The organism is Nonomuraea insulae (genome assembly GCF_042656245.1).
In genome coordinates this window covers 13,524-32,011 of sequence record NZ_JBHSPA010000035.1, presented here as the reverse complement: position 1 = coordinate 32,011, position 18,488 = coordinate 13,524, and the positions used below count along the sequence as shown (strand labels likewise).

The window sequence follows — 18,488 nt, the reverse complement described above, 5'->3', positions numbered from 1 at the left end:
CGGGGGATGAGCGACGTGACGACGCTTCTCGGAGCGGGAGGGGCCACGGTATGAGCGACGTGACGACGCGCAAGTTCGGCACGGGGCCGCTCTCACGCGTCTCCGCGCTGGTCTACACCCTGCTGACCGTCGAGCTGCTGATCCTGCTCACCACCGTCCCCGGCCTGGTGGCGCTGGTCCTGCTCGACCGGAGCGCCGGCAACTTCCCGCTGGTCGCCGCCTGCCTGCTGCCCGCCGGCCCGGCGATCTCCGCCGCCCTGTACGCCCTGCGCCACCGCAGCAGGGAGCTGACCGACCTGCGCCCGGCGACGGCGTTCTGGCGCGGCTACAAGCTCAACTTCGGCGGCGTCATGAAGATCTGGGCGCCCTGGCTGGTGCTGCTGGCCCTGCTCGGGACGAACCTGGGCAACCTCTCCGCCGCCGGCGTACCCGGCTGGTGGGCCGCGCTGCTCGTCGTGCTCGCCGCCGGCTCCACGCTCTGGGTGGCCAACGCGCTGGTCATCACGTCGTTGTTCGCGTTCAGGGCGGTGGACGTGGCCAAGCTGGCGGCATATTCACTGGGCCGCTTCCCCCGCGCGACCCTGGCCAACGTGTGCCTGCTCATCGTGGCCGGCGGCGTCACGCTGGTCGCCTCGGAGGCCGTGCTGGGCCTGCTGGCCTCGGTGCTCGCGGCGACGCTCCTGTGGAACGCCGGGCCGATGATCACCGAGGTCCAGCGGCGGTTCACCCGTCCTCAGTAGACGCGCCGCCCGCGCGCGTCGGGCACGCCGGACTTGCGCAGGAAATAGGTGTTGACCTGGTCACGCCACTCCTCCGCGCAGCGGATCTGCTCGTCGAGCCGCTCCTTCACCCGCGCGTGCAGCGCCGGGTCCACCTCGCCGGCCAGCTTCTCCCAGAGGGGCCGCAGCGCGGCGGCCTCCTCGGCGCCCGCGAAGTGGGTGTCGTAGATGTGCTGGACGACCGTGACGCCGCTGCGCAGCACGTGCTCGTAGGGCACGTGGTGGAAGAACAGGAGCAGCTCGTCGGGGCACTCGGCGAGCGACTCGTACACCTCCGACCACGGCTCCGGGTACTGCCCCGTGAACCCGGTGCCCGTGGCGCGGGTGCGGTCCACGCCGATGCCGTCGCGGTCGGCGAAGTGGTAGGTGCCCCACGGCGTGTACTCGTATCCGTCCACGTCGGGGCCGTAGTGGTGGCCGGGGCGGACCATGAAGCCGACGCCGAGGGGCGCGGTGTAGCGCTCGTAGGTCCGCCAGGAGCCGTCCATCATCGTGTGCAGCGTGCTCCGCAGCGCCTCGCCCGCCTCCGGGAACGTCAGGCCGATCCACTCGTCGAGGATCGCGGCCGGGTCGCTTCGCGGCGCCCAGGCGAGCCTGCCGAACGCGTACAGGTTGGCCTGGGCGAGGGGGTGACCCGTCCAGTACGGGTCGTCGCCCGCGTTCGAGACCGCGACCAGTTCGGTGGCGACGTCCGCGACCGTGTCCTCGCTCCGGAAGCGGAACCCGAGCACCTCGCTCCACATCGGGGGCAGGTAGCACACGTGCCGCTGCTGCCCGGTGTACTCCTGCGTCACCTGCAACTCCACCGCCAGCCGGGTGCCCGGCATGGCCCCGATCACCGGTGACACCGGCTCGCGCGTCTGGAAGTCCATGGGGCCGTGCTTGACCTGCAGGATCGCGTTGTCCCTGAACTGCCCGTCGAGCGGGGCGAAGTGGTCGTGGGCCGCGCGGGCCCGGTCGGTGGCGCGGTCGCGCCAGTCCTGGCGGTGGTTGTAGACGAAGGCGCGCCAGTGCACGACCCCGCCGTGCGGCGCCAGGGCGTCGGCCAGCGTGTTGGCGCCGTCGGCGTGGCTGCGCCCGTAGGCGAACGGTCCCGGCTGGCCCTCCGAGTCGGCCTTGACCACGTAGCCGCCGAAATCGGGGATCGTCTCGTAGACCCGCTCGGTCGTCCTGGCCCACCACTCCCGCACGCTCTCGTCCAGCGGGTCGGCGCTCGGAAGGCCGCCGAGCTGGATGGGGGAGGCGAAGTTGACCGACAGGTGCACGCGGATGCCGTACGGGCGCAGCTCCGCCGCGATCGCCGCGACCTCGCCGAGCCGGTCGGTCAGCAGGCGGGCCTCGGTGGCGTGCACGTTCACGTTGTTCACCGTGACCGCGTTGATCCCGGACGCGGCCAGCAGCCGCCCGTAGGCGCGCACCCGGGTCAGGTCCGCGCATCGGGCACCGTCCCGCCAGAAGATCGAGCCGCCCGAGTAGCCGCGCTCGACCTGCCCCATCACCGGGTGCACGTCGATGTTGTCCCAATGGTCCAGCATGCGCCGCTTGAGCGCCGGCCGGTGCCGCTCGGCGGGTCTCTGCGCGGGCCGGTGCGGCTCGGCGGGTCTCTGCGCGGGCCGGTGCGGCTCGGTGGGCTCCAGCGCCGGAGGGTGCGGTTCGGTGGGCTCCAGTTCGGGCCGGTGCGGCTCGGCCGGTGGCGCTGCCTCGGGGGCATGGTCACCGGCCGGCCCGAACGCCGCCTCGCCCTGCCGGACCACCTCGAACCACCCGTACAACAACCCGGCCGGGTCGTCGGCGAGCACCACCGTGACGCCGTCCTGACGACCCAGCAGGAAGCCCTCAGGACCGATTTCAGGCCCTCTGACCGCCTCGGCGGCGGGCGGCAACGCCCGCGCCGAGGTCAGCGCCAGAACGAGGTCGCACGCCTGCCCAAGAGCGGCCACGGCGCCGCCGTGCCGGCCACAGGCCTCCGCCACCTCAGCCCGCACGGTCGCAACCAACGCCGCCCCATCGGCCGGCGCCGCCCCTTGAGTCGGCGCCGTCCCTTCGGCCGGTGTGTGCCCGTGAGCTGTTGTCGGCTCGTCGGCCAGGACGAGGACGCGGCGTGAGCCGGCCGCGCGGAACGCCGCTGGGGGCAGCCAGGCCGGATGGACGCCGGTCGGGTGGGGAATGGTCACGGGGGCTCCTTAGGTCTCTCCGGAAGCGAATCTACCGGTGCCCGCCGAGCCGCTCTTATGTGGTGGCGGTGAAGGGTGTGAGGCGCAGCCGGATCGACGTGGGGGCCAGGTCCTGGATGTAGGTGGACCAGTCGGCGACGTCGTCGTACGGGTAGCCGTACGCCCTGCCGCTGACGGTGTTCTCGTGCAGGACGCGGGCGTAGTGGTTGGTGATGGCCGGCAGGTAGAACGTGGCCCGGTCGGTCGTCGGCTGGTTCGGGTGGCTGAGCAGGGTGGTGCGGTTGAACCCGGCGCCGAGGATGGCCGCGACCGGGCCGGAGACGCCGTCGGAGTGCAGGGCGCCGTTGCAGTAGAACACGTCGCGGGTGCTCGGCTTGGCGAAGGCGCGGATGCCCCTGTCGAAGACGAGCTGCCCGCCCGAGACCCGCCCCGTGTACGTCACGCCGCTCGCCGTGACCCGCACGCTGGCCGAGGTGTAGGCGCTCCACACCTGGTTGATGTAGGAGTCGAGGTAGTTGGCGGGGAAGATGCCGGCGTCGATGCCGTGGCCGGGGGCGATCACGCGCAGATTGTCGCCCACGATGAGCGGCTTGAAGTTCGGCCTGGCCGCGATGCCGGCGAAGATCTGGTCGCGGCCGTTGGCCACGAGCGTGCCGGAGGTCTGGGTGGACTGGCCGGCCAGCCGCAGCTCCATCGGGATGCTGAACATGTCGACCATGGTCGTGTTGCAGAACATGCCGCCGCCGTTGAAGTTGAACTCCATGAAGTCGTGCAGCACGTTGTAGCCCGGGTCCGACTTCACCCAGCCGGCGGGGTGCTGGAGCGCGGGCCGGCCGTTGCCGTCGAGCACCACCTTGAACTTGAGCTTCTGTCCCATGGAGACGTACACCCGGCCCGCCATCCAGGGCAGCGTGACGCGCGTGTCGCCGCTGCCCGCGAGCGGGATGGACAGGTCGGCGAACCCGTCAGGGCCGTTGAGCGAGAGCGACACCGGCACCTTGGTCCCGTCGGCCCGGACGTAGACCTGGTTGCCGGTGGCGGGGTCGGTGCCGACGACGTAGAGGTAGATCGCGTTGTTGGCGTAGCGGTAGGTGTGGTTGACGACGGTCAGAGGGAGTGTGGTCGCGGCGTCGGCCCGCTGGGCGAGGGCAAGGATGGGGGTGGCCGCCGCGCCGGCCAGCAGAGCCCGTCTGGTGATCATCGGTAGACTCCTAAGAGAGCGCTCTCTCGCGATTTCGGTTAAGTTTCTTTCCAGTAACGTCCGGCTGTCAAGAGCCTTCACTCCGCCTGGCTTGCCTCTTCATGAACGGCACCGAGGTCGCCGCCGCGTGGGAGAGCGCTCTCTTAGTGGATGCCGTTGCTGGTCTGGTCCGATGAGTTCAACGGATCCGCCGACAGCGACCGAGCCAAGATCGACAGTCGATCGACAGGCCGGACCGGCATGGTGGTGGACATGAGCCGACACCCGACTATGGAAGTGGTCCCGATGGTCATGTGCCACCCGCCCAAGGCCCACGATGTGGCCGGCTGGGGGCTCCCGCACCGGCCCGGCACACCGGCGCAGGCGCGTACGGACGTGTTCGAGCGGACGCGGCAGTTCGCGGCGGACGCCTCGCATGAGATGCGCACCCCGCTGGCGGGGCTGCGCGCGGAGCTGGAGGAGGCCCGGCTGCATCCGGACGAGACCGACCTGTCCGAGCTGCTGGAGCACGCCCTGCGGAATGTCGACCGGCTTCAGGCGATCGTCACCGACCTGCTGCTGCTGGCGCGGGTCGAGGTGGGCGCGCCCGTGGAGCGGGTGGCGGTGGATCTGGCCGAGGTGGCCGGGGCCGAGGTGGATCGGCGCACGAACGTCGCCGGGCGCCACCGGCCGGTGCGCGGCTGCCGGCGACCGGCCGGCGAGGCCGAGATCCGGTTGCGGGTCGTGGGCGAGCCGAGTGTCAGCGCCGTACGCGGCCAGCTCGACCGGCTGCTGGCCAACCTGCTCGACAACGCGCAGCGGCACGCCCGTTGCCTGATCCACATCGAGGTGCGCGAGGACGGGGACGCCGTCGAGCTGACGGTCTCCGACGACGGTACGGGAATCGCCGAGGCGGACCGCGAACGGGTCTTCGAACGGTTCGTCAGGCTGGATGCCGCGCGCAGTCGCGACCACGGCGGCACCGGCCTCGGCCTGGCGATCGCCCACGACATCGCGCTCGCGCACAACGGAACCCTGCGCGCCGAGAACTCGCCGGCCGGCGGCGCCCGATTCGTGCTACGACTGCCGAAACAGCCCCGCGCCACGTGACTGACCGCCTGCTTCTCACGACACGTCAATCCGCGCTACCGGGCGGGAGCAGCGGACGCATGAAGGTGCGTTCATAGCGAATGACGCACGCGCTTTCATCGCGGATCCTGTCGGCGGCGATGAACTCCGGATCCTTGCCGAACAATTGGCGGTAGGTCTCGTAGGCGGCCAGGCTGGGGAAGCTGAAAAGGGCCAGAGCTTTGTCACTGGCGCCCTCGGCGGGCAGGAAATATCCGTGGTGTGTCCCGCCGTGCCGGTTGACCAGGTCGATCCAGCGGCGTGCGAATTCCTCGAACGCGGCGATCTTCGACGGGTCGATGGTGTAGTCGACGACGCAAGTGATCATTATTCCTCCCGCCCTGGACGCGGATCAAGAATATCGATGCTCCTCGGCGGGAGGGGCAGGCCAGGTCCCCGGCATGGAGATGTGCTCGTGCGTGATCAGCCACTCGTCACCGGACCGTTCGCAACAAACACTTGACCGTATCCATACCGCGCCATCGACGCCGTTGTTGCGCGTCCCGCTGTCCAGGTGCAGCATGTGCGCGAACGCGACATCCGCACTCACCGCGACGTTGAGCTCGTGGGTCTCCAGGCCGATCGGGCCTTCGTATTCGTCGAACCACCGCACAAAGTTACGACGGACGTCAGCGGCTCCCACGAACTGCAGAGGTGGCACCACATCGAAATAGACGATGTCAGAAGCGTAAAGCGACATGAGCTGGTCGATGTCCTTTTCCCGGCAGGCGGCGACCCGCCTGTCGAGCAGCTCTCTGACGTCGGACTCGTTTGAAGTCATCGCATCCTCCAGGAAGATGAGTGAATCGGTCAGGCGGCGCGGCCGGCCTTGAGCGCGGCGGCGATGTCCACTGCCCGCCGGGCCTGGTATCTGGCCGCTTCCAGGGCCACCTCGCCGGGCGAGCCGTCGCCGGCCACATGAGAGGTGCCGTACGGATTGCCCGACTTGAACTGGACGGGATCGGTGTAGCCGGGCGGCACGATGACGCCGCCCCAGTGGTAGAAGGTGTTGCCCAGCGCCAGGATGGTGGACTCCTGCCCGCCGTGGGCGGTGTTGGAGGCGGTGAAGGCCGAATACACCTTGTCGGAGAGCTTGCCCTGGAACCACAAGGGGCCGGTGGTGTCGATGAACGCCCTGAGCTGGCTGGCCGGGTTGCCGAAGCGGCTGGGTGTGCCGAACAGCACCACATCGGCCCAGTCCAGATCCTCCAGGCCGGCCTCGGTGACGCCGGTCGTGCTCTCGAGGTGCCGGCCCCAGCCCGGATTGGCGTCGATCGCCTCCCGAGGGGCCGTTTCCGCGACCTTGCGCAGTCGTACGTTCGCGCCGGCCTTTTCCGCACCCTCGGCGGCGGCCTGTGCCAGGGCGTGCACGGTGCCTGTGGCGCTGTAGTAGATGATCGCGGCGTTCACGGGTGCCATGATCGATTTCCCTTCTTTCGCGAGGTCCTATCGATACGACAAAGCAGCCCCCCGGAACGTCAGGCGACGCCCACCTCACATTTACGGGTGCTGTTTTGTCGAACTGATGAGGGGCAGCCGCGAGCAAGGGAATCGACACCACCATGACCACCCCATCCGAGCCAGGAGACGGCCGGCTCGACCCGCGCCTGAGCGTGATCGTGAGCGAGCGACACCAGCTGATCAATCTCGCCTACCGGCTGCTCGGCTCCCTGGCCGAGGCGGAGGACGCCGTCCAAGAGACCTACGCCCGCTGGTACGCCATGTCCCGGCAGCAGCAGGAAGCCATCGAATCCCCGGGAGCCTGGCTGACGAAGGTCGCCAGTCGCATCTGTCTCAACCTGCTCGGCTCGGCGCGGGCGCGGCGGGAGAGCTATGTGGGCGAATGGGTCCCGGAGCCGCTGCCCGAGCCCACGGAGTGGATCAGCGGCCGGCCGGGCGGCACCACAGGCGACCCGGCCGAGCGCGTCACCCTCGATGAATCGATCAACATGGCCTTCCTCATCGTGCTCGAGTCGATGACCCCGGCTGAGCGCGTCGCGTTCATCCTGCACGACGTCTTCCGCTACTCCTTCGCCGAAGTGTCGGAGATCGTCGGCCGTACGCCGGCGGCGTGCCGTCAGCTGGCCTTCTCGGCCCGTCGCCGCATCCGCGAGTCGCAGCCGTCCGCGACCCCGGCGGCTCAGCAGGCCGGCATCGTCAGGGACTTCAAGCAGGCGTGGGAGGCCAAGGACATCGACGCCCTGGTCGGCCTGCTCGACCCCGATGCCACGGCGATCGGCGACGGTGGCGGCCTGGCCAGCGCGGAAACCCATCCGATCGAAGGCGCCGGGCAGGTCGCCCGCTTCTTCGCCGACCGGGCCGGCGCGGGCGACGTGACGATCCTGGAGTGCACGGTCAACGGTCAGCCCGGTCTGGTGGCTCAGCAAGACGGCGGCACCGTGTCGGTGCTGGCGTTCGACGTCGCGGGAGGCCGGATCAAGCGGATCTGGGCGGTACGGAATCCCGACAAGCTCCGTTCCTGGACGACAGCCGGCTCGTAGAAGGGGTCAGCGGGCAGGCCTGACGTACGACCCCTGCGAGAGATCCTCGACGAGCGTGGGCCTGGCCGGCGTCCAGCCGAGAGCCTGCCTGGTCCGCGCGCTGCTGATCGCCTGGTCCAGAGCCAGCGAGGCGGCATACTGCTCGCCGATCTCGGCCGCCGCCTCGGCCACCGGCCAGGCCAGAGCCCGTCCGGGGCCGCCGGCGGCGAGGTCGGCCGCCACGGCGACGTCGCTCACCCGCACGGCCTCCTCCCCGACCCCGTGCAGGATGGCTCCGGGCGCGGCCGCCGGCCGATCAACCGGCACGTGTTCGCCATCACCCGGCATGAAGGCGATCGCCATCCCGCGATCAGCGTCTTGCTGGAGCATCTGACCAGGGCGGCGAATCGTCTCGACCTCGCTCCTTCTTCGCGGTCAGACTTATCGAACGGTTCCGTTTCATAGTACAACGGAACCGTTCTATAGTGGTCGGCATGCGTGCCCCCAGATCGGCCCTCCGCGGTCCTCAGCTCGCCGGCTGGACGCCGGCGGTGCCGCCGAAGCCGCGGTATCGGGTCCGCACTGAGCCCGATGTGGCCATTCCGCTGGCCGACGGCACGGTCCTCGTCGGCGACGTCTACCGCCCCGACACCGACCAGCCGCAGCCTGCCCTGCTGGGCTGGAGCCCCTACAACAAGGACCTGATGCCCACCGGGGTTCCGGCGCCGTTCAACGAGCCGGGCGACGTCACTTACCTGGCAGGTTGCGGCTATCCGGTCGCGGTGGTCAACGCCCGGGGGACCGGACGGTCCGGAGGCGAACTGCCTGCGGAGATGTTCGGCCCGGGCGAGGTGGACGACCTCGGCGCGACCATCGCCTGGCTCGCCTCCCAGCCGTGGTGTGACGGCCGGGTCGCGATGACGGGAATGTCATACTTCGCCATCAGTCAGCTGGTGGCGGCCGGGCACCGGATCCCGCACCTCGCCGCGATCGCTCCCTTCGGCGCGGCGACCGACCTCTACCGGATGATGATCTACCACAACGGCACCCTCACCTCCGGGTTCCTCGGCCGCTACGTCGCCATCAACGGCGCGGCCCAACGAGCGCGGCTGCGCCCTGCCGTACGGCACGCGCTCGGGCACGTCGTCGGCACCCGGCCCGCGCAGGCCGCGATCCGCACGGCGATGGCCCGCGCGTTGCCGCGGCTGACCCGGCGGCTTCCCGTGCCCGAACCGTGGCTGCGCCGCTGGGCCGCCTACGCCCTGGACGCGCCCTTCGACGGGCCCCTCTACCGGGACGCCTCGGCCTGGCCGCGGCTGGGCGACATCGACGTTCCCGTGCTGATCGGGTCCGAGTGGAGCATGGTCGGCCTGCACCTGTTCGGCGCGTTCGACGCCTGGCACGCGGTGACGGCCCCGAAGAGGATGTTCATCGGGCCGCGCTGGAGCCGGTGGCCGTTCCTGCGCTATCAGCAGGAGATCGCCGCCTACTACGACCACGTGCTGCGCGGCGTGGACAACGGCTACGACGCGCTGCCGCCCATCCGCTACTGGCTGCACGGCGCCGAGCGGTGGGAGAGCGCCGAGGACTGGCCGGTGCCCGACGCCCGCCCGTGGCGGCTCCACCTGACGGGTGAGGAGCTGTCCGGCTCGGCCGCGGCGGCGGACGAACGCTGGTGGGCGGCCATCCCGCCCGGCATGGAATACCCGGGCGCCTTCGACGGCCACCACGTCCTGCGCTATCGCACCGCGCCCCTGCCCGTCCACGCGCACCTCGCCGGGCCCGCCCACCTCACCCTGCGGATGACCAGCACGGCCATGGACACCCACGTGCAGGTACGGCTGAGCGACGTAGCTCCGGACGGCACCGCCACGGTCATCAGCGTCGGCTGGTTGCCGGCCTCCCACCGGGCCGAGGACGAGCGCCGCAGCACGCCCACCGAGATCGTGCACGACCACACCCGCCCGACGGCGCTGACGCCCGGCGAGCCCGTCACCCTCCGGATGAGCCTGGCGCCCTTCGCCCAGCTCGTGCGTGCCGGGCACCGGCTGCAACTGGAGATCGGCAGCGACCCGGTACGGCTCGCCCCGCCCGCCTCCGACTACGTCTACTTCGGCATGGCCGGCCCGCCCTACGCCGCGCGCAACACGGTGCTCCACGGCAGCCGGCTGGAACTCAGCGTCAGAGGGGAACTGCCCTGGTGAGCCGCCCGGAACCCGAGCTCGACCCCCGCATCCCGCGCACCCGCGACCGGGTGCGGCGCGCCACGCTCGACCTGCTCGCCGAGCGCGGCGCCGGCGGCCTCACCATCGAGGCCGTGGCGCAGCGCTCCGGGGTGGCCAAGAGCACCATCTACCGCCACTGGCCCGGCCTGTCCCCGCTCATCCTGGACTCCTTCAAGTCGGTCAACCCGGCCTTCCCCGAGCGCCCATCGACCGGCCACGTCGGGGAGGAGGCCCAGATCTTTCTCACCGAGCTGGCCCGCACCATCACCCAGGCTCCGTGGGCTCCGCTGATGGTCGCCCTCGCCGACGCCGCCGAGCGGGACGACGAGCTGCGCGACCTGCTCAGCGCCTTCATCACGCAACGACGGGCGCCGCTGCGGGACATCCTCGCCGACGGCGTGGAGCGCGGCCAGCTTCCCGCCGGCACCGACCCTGACTTCCTGGCCGGAGTCCTCGGCGGAGCCCTCTTCTACCGCCGCCTCATCAGCCACGAACCGGTCGACGACGCCTTCATCCGCCAGTTGCTCGGCCTCTGTCTGCCTGGCTGACCGATCCGCGCTGAGGCGGGTAAGCCCCACACCACCGCACCGGAAGGAGACCTCGCTCGTGTACGCCAAGCAGTACGAGATCACCCTGCCCGCCGACTACGACATGAGGATCATCCGCAAAAGGGTGGCCGACGGCGGCCACGTCCTCGACGACCGCGCCGGACTGGGCCTGAAGGCGAGCAGCTCGACACCGATGACGCGATCCGATACGCCCTGCAGGAGCAGGCGGATGGCGTGCCCGGCCGGCCTCCCGTTCCGACAGCGAACCGACAGTGACACCCGCTCGACCGACAACGTATCGACAGAAGGCGTTGGCAGAGTGGACTCAGAAGGCGGAAGGGAAGGCCCCGAGCAGGTCACAGAAGTTCCGGCCAGGACTCACGGGACAACCGGAGCCCTGGCCGCGGAAGGGATCGATCATGAGCGTGCGCGACGCGGAGGCGGTGCAGATCCGCCGGTTCAGTGCGCGGCTGTCTGAAGTCCGGCACGTAAGGCGTTTCGTCGGCGAATTCATGGCCGGGCGTTCGTGCGCGGACGACGCGATCATCGCGGTCTCCGAGCTCGCCGCGAACGCCATCCAGCACTCCGGCTCCGATGGCGGCGGCGATTTCACGGTCCGGCTGGCTCCCAGAGAGGGGGCCGTGCTCATCACGGTCACCAATGCCGGCGGGGCGGAACGGCCGACGCTGGGCCGCAACAGCCCGGAGGACACGAGCGGGCGTGGATTGTTCATCGTCGACAGCATCTCCCGCCGCTGGGGCGTCGTTCAGGGCTCGGCAGGGACCAGTGTGTGGTGCGAGATCGGCTGCGTCCATGCGCCCGCCCTCCAGGAGTGCCTGGCCGCCTGACGGCCGATTCGCAGCGGAGTCTCACGTAGCGGCGAGCAGAGCCTGTGCCTGCCGGCGGGCATGGCCGATGGGATCCGCGAAGATGTTCAGGCCCTCGGCGACGAGCGCTCCTTCGTGGAGCAGCATCAGGGTCAGGCCCAGCTCGCCGGCCCGCTTCTGGTCGATGTCCTCGGCGAGGCCGGTGAACAGGGCGAGCATCCACTGCTTCTGCCCAGTGATGATCGAGTACGCCGGATGTGACGGATCGCTGATCTCAGCGTGCGCGTTGACCATGCTGCACCCCTTGGAGCTGTATTTCGCCGTCCACGCGCGTGAGGCGTCGAAGACGGCCAGGACGCGCGCTGTGGGCGTCGGCTGCGCGGCGCGCAACCGACGGTCGAGGAAGGCCCGCCAGCGTTCGTCGCGATCCGCGAGGTACTCCACGATGACCTGCTCCTTGCTGCCGAACCGGTCATAGAGGGTCTTCTTCGTCACCCCGGCTTCGGCGGCGATCCGGTCCACTCCGACGGCATGGATGCCGTGCTCGTAGAACAGTCTTTCCGCAGCCTCCAGGACGCGACGTGCGGCCGGCGTCATCGTGATCCGCTGCGGCCCCTCGCTGGTACCCATGGCGCACAGTATACCGATCTGTATAGTGAACCCGTTGAGTATACCGATCTGTATAGCAAAAGGGCTGGTCATGAACCTCCTGCTCTCGATCGCCTTCGTGCTCTGCTGGAGCTCCGGCTTCATCGGCGCCAAGCTCGGCGCGGGCACCGCGTCCGCGGTCACGATCCTGACGTGGCGGTTTCTGCCCCTGGCCGTCATCCTGATGATCATCGCCGCCTTCTCCAGAGCGTCGTGGCGGGGCCTCGCGGTGCGCGATGTGGCACGGCAGGCCATGATCGGCGTGCTGTCGCAGAGCGGCTACCTGCTCACGGTCTACTACGCCATTCAGCTCGGAGTCTCAAGCGGCACCACGGCCCTGATCGACGGCGTCCAGCCGCTGGTGGCCGGAGCGCTCGCCGGACCCTTGTTGCGTCAGTACGTCTCACGCCGGCAGTGGTTCGGCCTGTGCCTGGGGATGGGGGGCGCCGCCATCGTCACCATGGCCGATGCCACGGCGGGCGCCGGCGCGGTCTGGTGGGCCTATCTCATCCCGTTCCTCGGCATGTTCTCGCTGGTGGCGGCGACCCTCCTCGAAGGGCGCTCCCGCGTGCGGGTGGCGCCCACGGTGGCGATGGCCGTTCACTGCGCCACCAGCGCCGTCATCTTCACCGCACTGGCTCTGAGCGCGGGAGCCGTGGTCCCGCCCGCCGAGATCTCGTTCTGGGCCGCGATCATCTGGCTCGTCGCCCTGTCGACCTTCGGCGGGTACGGGCTGTACTGGCTCATCCTGAGGCGCAGCGGAGTCGCCAAGGTCAATACGCTCATGTTCCTCATGGCCCCGGTCACGGCCATCTGGGGAGCCCTGATGTTCGGCGAGCCGTTCGGTCCGCAGACCGCCCTCGGCCTGGCCGTCGCCCTCGCCGCGGTTGCCATCGTCTATCGTGCTGACACCTCATCCACCAGGGCGCGCTCACGGAACGCGGACACCTGCGAGGCCGCGAGACCAGCCATCCGTCGAGCCCCGTCTCCCGCTTCAGCCGGCCGCCCCGGGCGCCGGAGGCTGCCTTGACCGCGACCACCTTCGCGGCTGACCGACGGCACGGACTCCCAGGTGAGCCGGCTCGGGCCGGGCCGAGTTCGTCCGTCACCCTGGCACGGAAGTCGTCCTGGGCGACGCGGGGGACGAAGCCGCGGACGGGCTGACTAGAGTCTGTCCCGGGCGTAGTTGGCGGCCTCGGTGCGGTTGCGGACGCCGATCTTGGCGAAGGCGTTGTTGGTGTGCGTCTTGACGGTCGTCTCGGCGATGAACAGCCGACCGGCGATCTCCGCGTTGTTCAGCCCGCGCGCGATCAGCCGCAGCACCTCGACCTCCCGCGCCGTCAGGCCGTCCGGGCACTGCGTCACCGGCTCGGGCACGCCTCGAGAGAGGGCCTCCACCAGCCGCTTCGCCGCCGTGGGGGAGAAGGTGGACTGCCCGGCGGCGGCCGAGCGCAACGCGGCGGTGATCTCGGCTCGCCCCGCGTCCTTGGTGAGGTACCCGCGCGCCCCCGCCAGCAGCGCCGAGTCCACGGACCTGTCGTCGTCGTACGTGGTCAGCACCACCACGGCCACCTCGGGATACTCCCTGGCGATCCGCCGCGTCGCCTCCACACCGTCCATGACCGGCATGCGCAGGTCCATCAGCACCACGTCGGGCCGCAGCGCCGCCACCAGGCTCAGCGCCCGCTCGCCCTCGCCGGCGTCGCCCACGACCTCCACGCCGTCCACCAGCCCGAGCAGCGCCACCAGCCCTTCGCGCATCGCCTGCTGGTCATCCACCACCAGCACCCTCACTCCGGCACCTCCGCCCGCACCTCCCAGCCGCCGTCCGACGGCCCCGCACCCAAGGTCCCGCCCGCGAGCGCGACCCGCTCCCGCATCCCGGACAGCCCATACCCGGACTCGGGCACCGCCCCCGCCGGACTACCCCGCGTCCGGCCCTCCCCGCGTCGGCCCCCGACAGTATCGCCACGCACACCCGAAGACGCCGGAGCACCCGCCTCCGCGGCCGAAGACGCCGGAGCGTCCGCTTCCGCTCCCCGGACAACATCACCTTCCCGGGCCGCACCATCGCCCGGTTCCGTTGCCGGGGCGGCGCCGTTCTCCGGCGCCTCGGCCGTGCGGCCGCCCAGCCCTGGTGCCTCGCCCGGGACGGACATGGGTGGGAGGGGGTTGCGGATCGTCAGGCGGACGGTGTCGTCGCCGTAGGACAGGTCGAGGGTCACCGGCCGGCCAGGGGAGTGCTTGGCGGCGTTGGTGAGGGCCTCGCGGGCCGTGCGCAGCAGGCAGACCTCCGCCGCCGGCGTGATCGGGCGGCGGGTCCCCGTCGTGCGCAGCGCGACCCCTACGTCGTGGTTGCGCCGGTGCTCGGCCACCAGCAGCCCGAGCGCGTCCGGCAGCGGCGGCACGTCCTCACGCAGCGCCGCCACCGCCGCCCGCGCCTCCACCAGCCCTTCTCTGGCCAGCCCCCGCGACCGCCGGATGCGGGCCACCGCCCCCTCCACGTCCCCCCGCTCGGTCAGCAGCGCCTCGGCCACGTCGAGTTGCACCCCCAGCGCCCCGAGCGAGTGGGCGAGCACGTCGTGCAACTCCCTGGCGATGCGGGCGCGCTCGTCCAGCGCCATGGTCCTGGCCCGGTCGTCCAGGGCGCGGCGGTATTGGCGCCGGTGCAGCGCGAACAGCACCGCGCAGGCCACCACCGCCCCCTGGACGACGATCCCCGACCGGGGCCGCCCGAACCAGAGCATGCTGCCCGTCATCAGCACCAGATCGCCCATCGCGACGGCGGCGATCGCGCCCAGGCTGGGCGTCATATGCGTCGAGAAGAGCAGCAACATCGCGAACAGGAAGATCGTCGGCGCCGCCGACTCCGACCCGGCCATCGCCGCCGCCAGCGCGGAACCGGCCGCCAGCAGCACCGGGGCCGAGCGCGGGAAACGGCTGTCGAGCAGGACGAACGCCAGCCAGCAGACCAGCGACACGCTCAGCCCCGACCACACCAGCGGCGCCGCCTCCGCGGGCGCGGCGACCGCCAGCGACCAGCACAGGAGCAGGCTGATCAGGACCCTGATCAGCTGCCCGGTCTCGGGGTCGTCGGCGGCCAGCAGCCGCGCGACCCGTCCCCACACCTCGCGCATCTTCTAGCGGGAGTCCCTCAGGCTCAGAACCATGTCCACCAAGATAAGGCGGAACGCGATGAACCCGACGACGACGATCACGGCCACGGCGGCGACCGCCAGCAAGAACTTTCCGTTCACTTTTCCCCCAGTGGCGTTCAGCAGCCATTTGAGCAGCTCAAGACGTTTGTCCATGGCCACGACGTTAGGAAGGGGAGGGGGTGGAACGGCACCTGCGAAAGGTGGAGACGAGGGTGGAGTCCTACGTGGAGGTGGCCCGCAGGCGGGAGCGGTACCACAACACGGCCCCCAGCCCGGCCGCCATCAGGGCCCACCCGATCGGGCGGGAGAGCGCGAGATAGGTGGCTGTGGGCAGCCGCAGCGCGAGCAGCAGCATGACCAGCGAGTGGACCGCCAGCGTGCCGCCGATGATCGTGGTCAGGACGGACGCGACGCGGCGGATGTCAGGCCGGCGCACCATGTCCGCCGCCCTCCGGTTCCGCGCGGCCAGCCGGCGCAGCACCACCAGGTAGAGCGGCCGGCCCACGACCACCGACACCAGCCCGACCAGACCGAGCGGCCCGGTCAGCACGGCCTCGTGCAGCTTCAGCACCAGCGGGTTCCCGCCGCTGAGCAGCAGCGCCAGCAGGGCCACGCCGTAGGCGAGCACGGCGATCACGCCGATCACGTCGATCCGCCGCCGCACGGCGAATGTGGCGACGGTGTAGAGCACCGGGATCCCCGCCGCGACGGTCAGCGCGGTGGCGTCGGACCCGGTGTGCGGCCGGACCAGCGCGTACGCGGCCAGCGGCGCCAGCACGTTCAGCGCCCCGCTCACCGCCATCCGCCACACCCTGTCCCGTCGGCCCCGCTCTGGTGGCGCGGCCGTCTTCGCGTACGACATGATGACGCTTCCTCTCTCTGGAATTCACCACCAAAGATCGCGCGTGGGACCCCCGCCGGTCGTCGGAGCCCGGGTGGAGCTTCGCCTCTCCACCCACGGGTGGACACGGAACCGCTGGAAACGCCTGCGCTATGATCGCAGCGCGGAACCCAGCAAGCTGGAACGATCCCACGCCGGGGACATGAGGGACGATGTCGAGCATCAAAGAGGTCGCCCGTCTCGCCGGGGTCTCCGTCGGCACCGTGAGCAACGTGCTCAACCGGCCGGAGATGGTGGCCCCCGACACCCTGCACCGTGTGCGGGCGGCGATCGAGCGGCTCGGCTACGTACGCAACGGATCGGCCCGCCAGTTACGGGCCGGGCGCAGCCGCATCATCGGGGTCGTCGCCCTCGACCTGGCCAACCCGTTCTTCATCGACGTCCTGCGCGGCGTCGAGACCGCCGCCCAGCGGGCCGACGTCACCGTGATGGTCTTCAACAGCAACAAGGACGCGGGCCGCGAGGCCGGGCTGCTGGACACGTTCGAGGAGCAGCGCCCTCTCGGCGTCCTGATCACGCCGGTGAACGACAGTGGCGAGGAGGCGCGGCTGAGCCGGCTCATCGCCCGCGGCATCCCGGTGGTGCGCTTCGACAGCTCCGCCCGGCACAGCCACGGCTGCGCGGTCGCGGTGGACGACGTGCTCGGCGGGCGGATGGCGGGCCGTCACCTGCGTGAGCGCGGGCACCGCCGCATCGCCTTCGCAGGGGGCCCGTTCAGCGTGCGGCAGGTACGCGAGCGGCGCGACGGCCTGGCGGCCGTGCTCGGCCCCGACGACACGCTGACCGTGATCCCCTTACCCGACCTCACCGTGGCCACCGGCCGCACCGTCGGCCAGGAGATCGCCGCCCTGCCCCCGGCCGAACGGCCGACCGCGGTGTTCTGCGCCAACGACCTGGTCGCGATCGGGGTGCTCCAGGAGATGACGCTGCGCGGCCTGCGGGTCCCCGCCGACCTGGCCATCCTCGGCTACGACGACATCGACTTCGCCGCGGCGGCCGCCGTGCCGCTGTCGTCGATCAGGCAGCCGCGCGAGCAGCTCGGCCACACCGCCGCCCTGCTCCTGCTCGAAGAGGCCAACCAGCCCGCGGGGCACGAGCACCGCCAGGTCATCTTCCAGCCCGACCTGGTGGCCCGCACCTCCACGGCGGCACCCGTGCACAGCGCGAATTAGTTTGTCACCGGGGCGTCTGGTTAATGTGCGGAAAAGCCAGGGGATAATTTGATCGGCAATTCGCCGACACCCGAAGGAGAAGCATGATTGCGCTCCTTGTCATCGACGCGCAGCAGGAATACTCCCGATCCGGGTCGCTACCCGTCGAGAGATTCGACCAGGCGATAGGCAACATAAAACGCCTCCTGGAAACCGCGCGCTCGAGCGACGTCGCCACCGTGGTGCACATTCGCCACATCAGCAAGGTGCCCGGAGATCAGAGTTTCGACGCGGGCAGCCCGGGGATCAACTTCGTGGACGCGGTCCGGCCGGAACCGAACGAATTGGTGCTGACCAAGCACTATATCGGTTCGTTCTCGAATCCCGATCTCGACAGGTTCCTCCGCGGCCAGCAGGTCGATCGCGTCGTGATCTGCGGGTTCACCTCGTTCATCTGCTGCGACACGACCGCACGGGAGGCGGTGCAGCTCGGCTACAAAGTCTTTTATGTGGACGACGCCATCAGCGAATTCAGTCTCGGCGAAATAAGCGCCGAGGAGCTGCACCGGATCGTCGGCGCGGTCCAGGGCGCCGTGTTCTCGACGGTGACCACCACCGAAGACGCGATCGCCCTGCTGGCGGGCAAGGTCTAGCCACCGTGTAGTCACCGTGTAGTCACCGTGAGGCCGGGGCGGCCCACTCCGCCCCGGCCTCCGGTGCTCGTTCAGACGGAGACCACCCTGATCGAGGGGTGGTTCTCGGTGTTCAGGTGGATCCGCTCCTTCTTGCCCTCCTGCTCCAGCTCGACGACCAGCCGGTAGCGGTACACGCCCGGCCTGGCGGTGCTCAGCACGGTGCCGGCCCAGTAGTAGTAGACGGGCGTCAGCGCGTCGCGCATGCGGTCGGGCGCACCGTAGATCTTGAGCTCGATGCAGATCTTCTTCTCCGAGACGTCCTCCTCGTCACCGGACTCGGTGTCCAGGAAGACGATGTTGTTGATCTTGGGCATGGGCGGCCAGGTGCCGTCCCGCCGCCGCTCCATGTCGATCGGCCGGATGATCCAGTTGAGCACCTGTCCCTGCTTGCAGACCGTCTCCAGCCGCGAGGTGCCCTGACCCGTGCCGCCGATGCTGTTGTCCACCATGTACATGGCGTCGGCCAGCGACTTGTTCTCGACCGCCTTCTCCATGTCCACCAGCGTGACGATGTTGAGCTGTACGGAGTTCAGCTGCCCGGGGTTCTGCTTCTCGACGCCTCCGGAGCGGGCCTTGGTGGTCGGCATGACCATC

At 70.3% G+C, this 18,488-nt stretch carries 22 protein-coding genes; 10 read left to right on the top strand and 12 right to left on the bottom strand.

The features are described from left to right. Positions 1 to 50 precede the first annotated feature (50 nt). On the top strand, positions 51 to 740 hold the full coding sequence (locus tag ACFPZ3_RS30035; protein ID WP_379517629.1) for a DUF624 domain-containing protein: 690 nt from the start codon (positions 51 to 53) through the stop codon (positions 738 to 740). On the opposite strand, the gene ACFPZ3_RS30030 is transcribed toward ACFPZ3_RS30035, so the two are convergent. Beyond that, positions 734 to 2,953: an alpha-glucuronidase gene (locus tag ACFPZ3_RS30030; RefSeq protein WP_379517628.1), complete on the bottom strand. Its 2,220-nt coding sequence runs from the start codon at positions 2,951 to 2,953 to the stop codon at positions 734 to 736. The two genes, ACFPZ3_RS30035 and ACFPZ3_RS30030, sit on opposite strands and share 7 nt — an antisense overlap. 55 nt (positions 2,954 to 3,008) lie before the next feature. Further along, on the bottom strand, positions 3,009 to 4,154 hold the full coding sequence (locus ACFPZ3_RS30025) for a beta-1,3-glucanase family protein (protein WP_379517627.1): 1,146 nt from the start codon (positions 4,152 to 4,154) through the stop codon (positions 3,009 to 3,011). A gap of 252 nt (positions 4,155 to 4,406) precedes the next feature. Here ACFPZ3_RS30025 and ACFPZ3_RS30020 point away from each other — a divergent pair, with 252 nt between their 5' ends. After that, positions 4,407 to 5,243, top strand: a complete 837-nt coding sequence (locus tag ACFPZ3_RS30020) for a sensor histidine kinase (RefSeq protein ID WP_379517626.1) — start codon at positions 4,407 to 4,409, stop codon at positions 5,241 to 5,243. 25 nt (positions 5,244 to 5,268) lie between these two features. Here the strand turns inward: ACFPZ3_RS30020 and ACFPZ3_RS30015 are convergent, their stop codons facing one another. Genes ACFPZ3_RS30015 through wrbA form a run of 3 tightly spaced genes read right to left on the bottom strand, consistent with a single transcriptional unit; the run spans position 5,269 to position 6,680 of the window. Further along, the gene (locus tag ACFPZ3_RS30015; RefSeq protein WP_379517625.1) at positions 5,269 to 5,589 is read right to left on the bottom strand and encodes an NIPSNAP family protein; all 321 of its coding nucleotides are present in this window, start codon (positions 5,587 to 5,589) and stop codon (positions 5,269 to 5,271) included. A gap of 24 nt (positions 5,590 to 5,613) precedes the next feature. Beyond that, complete coding sequence (locus tag ACFPZ3_RS30010; RefSeq protein WP_379517624.1) at positions 5,614 to 6,042, bottom strand: YybH family protein; 429 nt, start codon at positions 6,040 to 6,042, stop codon at positions 5,614 to 5,616. A gap of 29 nt (positions 6,043 to 6,071) precedes the next feature. Next, positions 6,072 to 6,680, bottom strand: coding sequence for an NAD(P)H:quinone oxidoreductase (gene wrbA, locus ACFPZ3_RS30005; protein ID WP_379517623.1), 609 nt, complete (start codon positions 6,678 to 6,680; stop codon positions 6,072 to 6,074). Between the two features lie 143 nt (positions 6,681 to 6,823). Here wrbA and sigJ point away from each other — a divergent pair, with 143 nt between their 5' ends. Beyond that, the gene (sigJ, locus tag ACFPZ3_RS30000) at positions 6,824 to 7,762 is read left to right on the top strand and encodes an RNA polymerase sigma factor SigJ (protein ID WP_379517622.1); all 939 of its coding nucleotides are present in this window, start codon (positions 6,824 to 6,826) and stop codon (positions 7,760 to 7,762) included. 6 nt (positions 7,763 to 7,768) lie between these two features. On the opposite strand, the gene ACFPZ3_RS29995 is transcribed toward sigJ, so the two are convergent. Beyond that, positions 7,769 to 8,131 carry a Rossmann-fold NAD(P)-binding domain-containing protein gene (locus ACFPZ3_RS29995; protein ID WP_379517621.1) on the bottom strand — a complete coding sequence of 121 codons (363 nt, stop codon included), beginning with the start codon at positions 8,129 to 8,131 and terminating at the stop codon, positions 7,769 to 7,771. Between the two features lie 104 nt (positions 8,132 to 8,235). Between ACFPZ3_RS29995 and ACFPZ3_RS29990 the strand changes: the two genes are divergently transcribed. From ACFPZ3_RS29990 to ACFPZ3_RS29975, 4 genes are read left to right on the top strand one after another with little or no spacing between them, the layout of a single operon-like run. Next, on the top strand, positions 8,236 to 9,945 hold the full coding sequence (locus tag ACFPZ3_RS29990; RefSeq protein WP_379517620.1) for a CocE/NonD family hydrolase: 1,710 nt from the start codon (positions 8,236 to 8,238) through the stop codon (positions 9,943 to 9,945). After that, positions 9,942 to 10,514 carry a TetR/AcrR family transcriptional regulator gene (locus tag ACFPZ3_RS29985; protein WP_379517619.1) on the top strand — a complete coding sequence of 191 codons (573 nt, stop codon included), beginning with the start codon at positions 9,942 to 9,944 and terminating at the stop codon, positions 10,512 to 10,514. The genes ACFPZ3_RS29990 and ACFPZ3_RS29985 overlap by 4 nt, the downstream gene beginning before the upstream one ends. Before the next feature lie 58 nt (positions 10,515 to 10,572). After that, the gene (locus tag ACFPZ3_RS29980) at positions 10,573 to 10,992 is read left to right on the top strand and encodes a DUF4865 family protein (RefSeq protein ID WP_379517618.1); all 420 of its coding nucleotides are present in this window, start codon (positions 10,573 to 10,575) and stop codon (positions 10,990 to 10,992) included. Then, a complete protein-coding gene (locus tag ACFPZ3_RS29975) occupies positions 10,934 to 11,362 on the top strand; it encodes an ATP-binding protein (protein ID WP_379517617.1) in 429 nt (142 codons plus the stop codon). The genes ACFPZ3_RS29980 and ACFPZ3_RS29975 overlap by 59 nt, the downstream gene beginning before the upstream one ends. Before the next feature lie 21 nt (positions 11,363 to 11,383). Here the strand turns inward: ACFPZ3_RS29975 and ACFPZ3_RS29970 are convergent, their stop codons facing one another. Next, the gene (locus ACFPZ3_RS29970) at positions 11,384 to 11,971 is read right to left on the bottom strand and encodes a TetR/AcrR family transcriptional regulator (protein ID WP_379517616.1); all 588 of its coding nucleotides are present in this window, start codon (positions 11,969 to 11,971) and stop codon (positions 11,384 to 11,386) included. A gap of 70 nt (positions 11,972 to 12,041) precedes the next feature. Between ACFPZ3_RS29970 and ACFPZ3_RS29965 the strand changes: the two genes are divergently transcribed. Next, positions 12,042 to 13,019 carry a DMT family transporter gene (locus ACFPZ3_RS29965; RefSeq protein WP_379517615.1) on the top strand — a complete coding sequence of 326 codons (978 nt, stop codon included), beginning with the start codon at positions 12,042 to 12,044 and terminating at the stop codon, positions 13,017 to 13,019. Between the two features lie 134 nt (positions 13,020 to 13,153). Here the strand turns inward: ACFPZ3_RS29965 and ACFPZ3_RS29960 are convergent, their stop codons facing one another. The 4 genes from ACFPZ3_RS29960 to ACFPZ3_RS29945 all read right to left on the bottom strand — a co-directional run bounded on the left by ACFPZ3_RS29960 (position 13,154) and on the right by ACFPZ3_RS29945 (position 16,009). After that, complete coding sequence (locus tag ACFPZ3_RS29960; protein ID WP_379517614.1) at positions 13,154 to 13,783, bottom strand: response regulator; 630 nt, start codon at positions 13,781 to 13,783, stop codon at positions 13,154 to 13,156. Next, a complete protein-coding gene (locus ACFPZ3_RS29955; RefSeq protein WP_379517613.1) occupies positions 13,780 to 15,126 on the bottom strand; it encodes a sensor histidine kinase in 1,347 nt (448 codons plus the stop codon). The genes ACFPZ3_RS29960 and ACFPZ3_RS29955 overlap by 4 nt, the downstream gene beginning before the upstream one ends. 3 nt (positions 15,127 to 15,129) lie before the next feature. Beyond that, positions 15,130 to 15,300, bottom strand: coding sequence for a hypothetical protein (locus tag ACFPZ3_RS29950; protein ID WP_379517612.1), 171 nt, complete (start codon positions 15,298 to 15,300; stop codon positions 15,130 to 15,132). 67 nt (positions 15,301 to 15,367) lie between these two features. Then, positions 15,368 to 16,009 (bottom strand): VC0807 family protein, encoded by a 642-nt coding sequence (locus tag ACFPZ3_RS29945; protein ID WP_379517611.1) that lies wholly within the window; start codon positions 16,007 to 16,009, stop codon positions 15,368 to 15,370. A 191-nt stretch (positions 16,010 to 16,200) separates the two neighbouring features. Between ACFPZ3_RS29945 and ACFPZ3_RS29940 the strand changes: the two genes are divergently transcribed. Together ACFPZ3_RS29940 and ACFPZ3_RS29935 are read left to right on the top strand one after the other, a co-directional pair. Next, positions 16,201 to 17,220 (top strand): LacI family DNA-binding transcriptional regulator, encoded by a 1,020-nt coding sequence (locus ACFPZ3_RS29940; RefSeq protein WP_379517610.1) that lies wholly within the window; start codon positions 16,201 to 16,203, stop codon positions 17,218 to 17,220. Between the two features lie 83 nt (positions 17,221 to 17,303). Then, positions 17,304 to 17,852 carry an isochorismatase family protein gene (locus ACFPZ3_RS29935; protein WP_379517609.1) on the top strand — a complete coding sequence of 183 codons (549 nt, stop codon included), beginning with the start codon at positions 17,304 to 17,306 and terminating at the stop codon, positions 17,850 to 17,852. A gap of 71 nt (positions 17,853 to 17,923) precedes the next feature. Here the strand turns inward: ACFPZ3_RS29935 and ACFPZ3_RS29930 are convergent, their stop codons facing one another. Continuing rightward, the gene (locus ACFPZ3_RS29930) at positions 17,924 to 18,481 is read right to left on the bottom strand and encodes a hypothetical protein (protein ID WP_379517608.1); all 558 of its coding nucleotides are present in this window, start codon (positions 18,479 to 18,481) and stop codon (positions 17,924 to 17,926) included. Positions 18,482 to 18,488: the final 7 nt, after the last annotated feature.

Excerpts from the sequence above, each read along its gene's own strand:
- ACFPZ3_RS30035 (WP_379517629.1), top strand. The coding sequence starts at position 51 with ATGAGCGACGTGACGACGCGCAAGTTCGGCACGGGGCCGCTCTCACGC.
- ACFPZ3_RS30025 (WP_379517627.1), bottom strand. The coding sequence starts at position 4,154 with ATGATCACCAGACGGGCTCTGCTGGCCGGCGCGGCGGCCACCCCCATC.
- ACFPZ3_RS30020 (WP_379517626.1), top strand. The coding sequence starts at position 4,407 with ATGAGCCGACACCCGACTATGGAAGTGGTCCCGATGGTCATGTGCCAC.
- ACFPZ3_RS30015 (WP_379517625.1), bottom strand. The coding sequence starts at position 5,589 with ATGATCACTTGCGTCGTCGACTACACCATCGACCCGTCGAAGATCGCC.
- ACFPZ3_RS30010 (WP_379517624.1), bottom strand. The coding sequence starts at position 6,042 with ATGACTTCAAACGAGTCCGACGTCAGAGAGCTGCTCGACAGGCGGGTC.
- wrbA (WP_379517623.1), bottom strand. The coding sequence starts at position 6,680 with ATGGCACCCGTGAACGCCGCGATCATCTACTACAGCGCCACAGGCACC.
- sigJ (WP_379517622.1), top strand. The coding sequence starts at position 6,824 with ATGACCACCCCATCCGAGCCAGGAGACGGCCGGCTCGACCCGCGCCTG.
- ACFPZ3_RS29995 (WP_379517621.1), bottom strand. The coding sequence starts at position 8,131 with ATGCTCCAGCAAGACGCTGATCGCGGGATGGCGATCGCCTTCATGCCG.
- ACFPZ3_RS29990 (WP_379517620.1), top strand. The coding sequence starts at position 8,236 with ATGCGTGCCCCCAGATCGGCCCTCCGCGGTCCTCAGCTCGCCGGCTGG.
- ACFPZ3_RS29975 (WP_379517617.1), top strand. The coding sequence starts at position 10,934 with ATGAGCGTGCGCGACGCGGAGGCGGTGCAGATCCGCCGGTTCAGTGCG.
- ACFPZ3_RS29970 (WP_379517616.1), bottom strand. The coding sequence starts at position 11,971 with ATGGGTACCAGCGAGGGGCCGCAGCGGATCACGATGACGCCGGCCGCA.
- ACFPZ3_RS29965 (WP_379517615.1), top strand. The coding sequence starts at position 12,042 with ATGAACCTCCTGCTCTCGATCGCCTTCGTGCTCTGCTGGAGCTCCGGC.
- ACFPZ3_RS29955 (WP_379517613.1), bottom strand. The coding sequence starts at position 15,126 with ATGCGCGAGGTGTGGGGACGGGTCGCGCGGCTGCTGGCCGCCGACGAC.
- ACFPZ3_RS29950 (WP_379517612.1), bottom strand. The coding sequence starts at position 15,300 with ATGGACAAACGTCTTGAGCTGCTCAAATGGCTGCTGAACGCCACTGGG.
- ACFPZ3_RS29945 (WP_379517611.1), bottom strand. The coding sequence starts at position 16,009 with ATGTCGTACGCGAAGACGGCCGCGCCACCAGAGCGGGGCCGACGGGAC.
- ACFPZ3_RS29940 (WP_379517610.1), top strand. The coding sequence starts at position 16,201 with ATGTCGAGCATCAAAGAGGTCGCCCGTCTCGCCGGGGTCTCCGTCGGC.
- ACFPZ3_RS29935 (WP_379517609.1), top strand. The coding sequence starts at position 17,304 with ATGATTGCGCTCCTTGTCATCGACGCGCAGCAGGAATACTCCCGATCC.
- ACFPZ3_RS29930 (WP_379517608.1), bottom strand. The coding sequence starts at position 18,481 with ATGCCGACCACCAAGGCCCGCTCCGGAGGCGTCGAGAAGCAGAACCCC.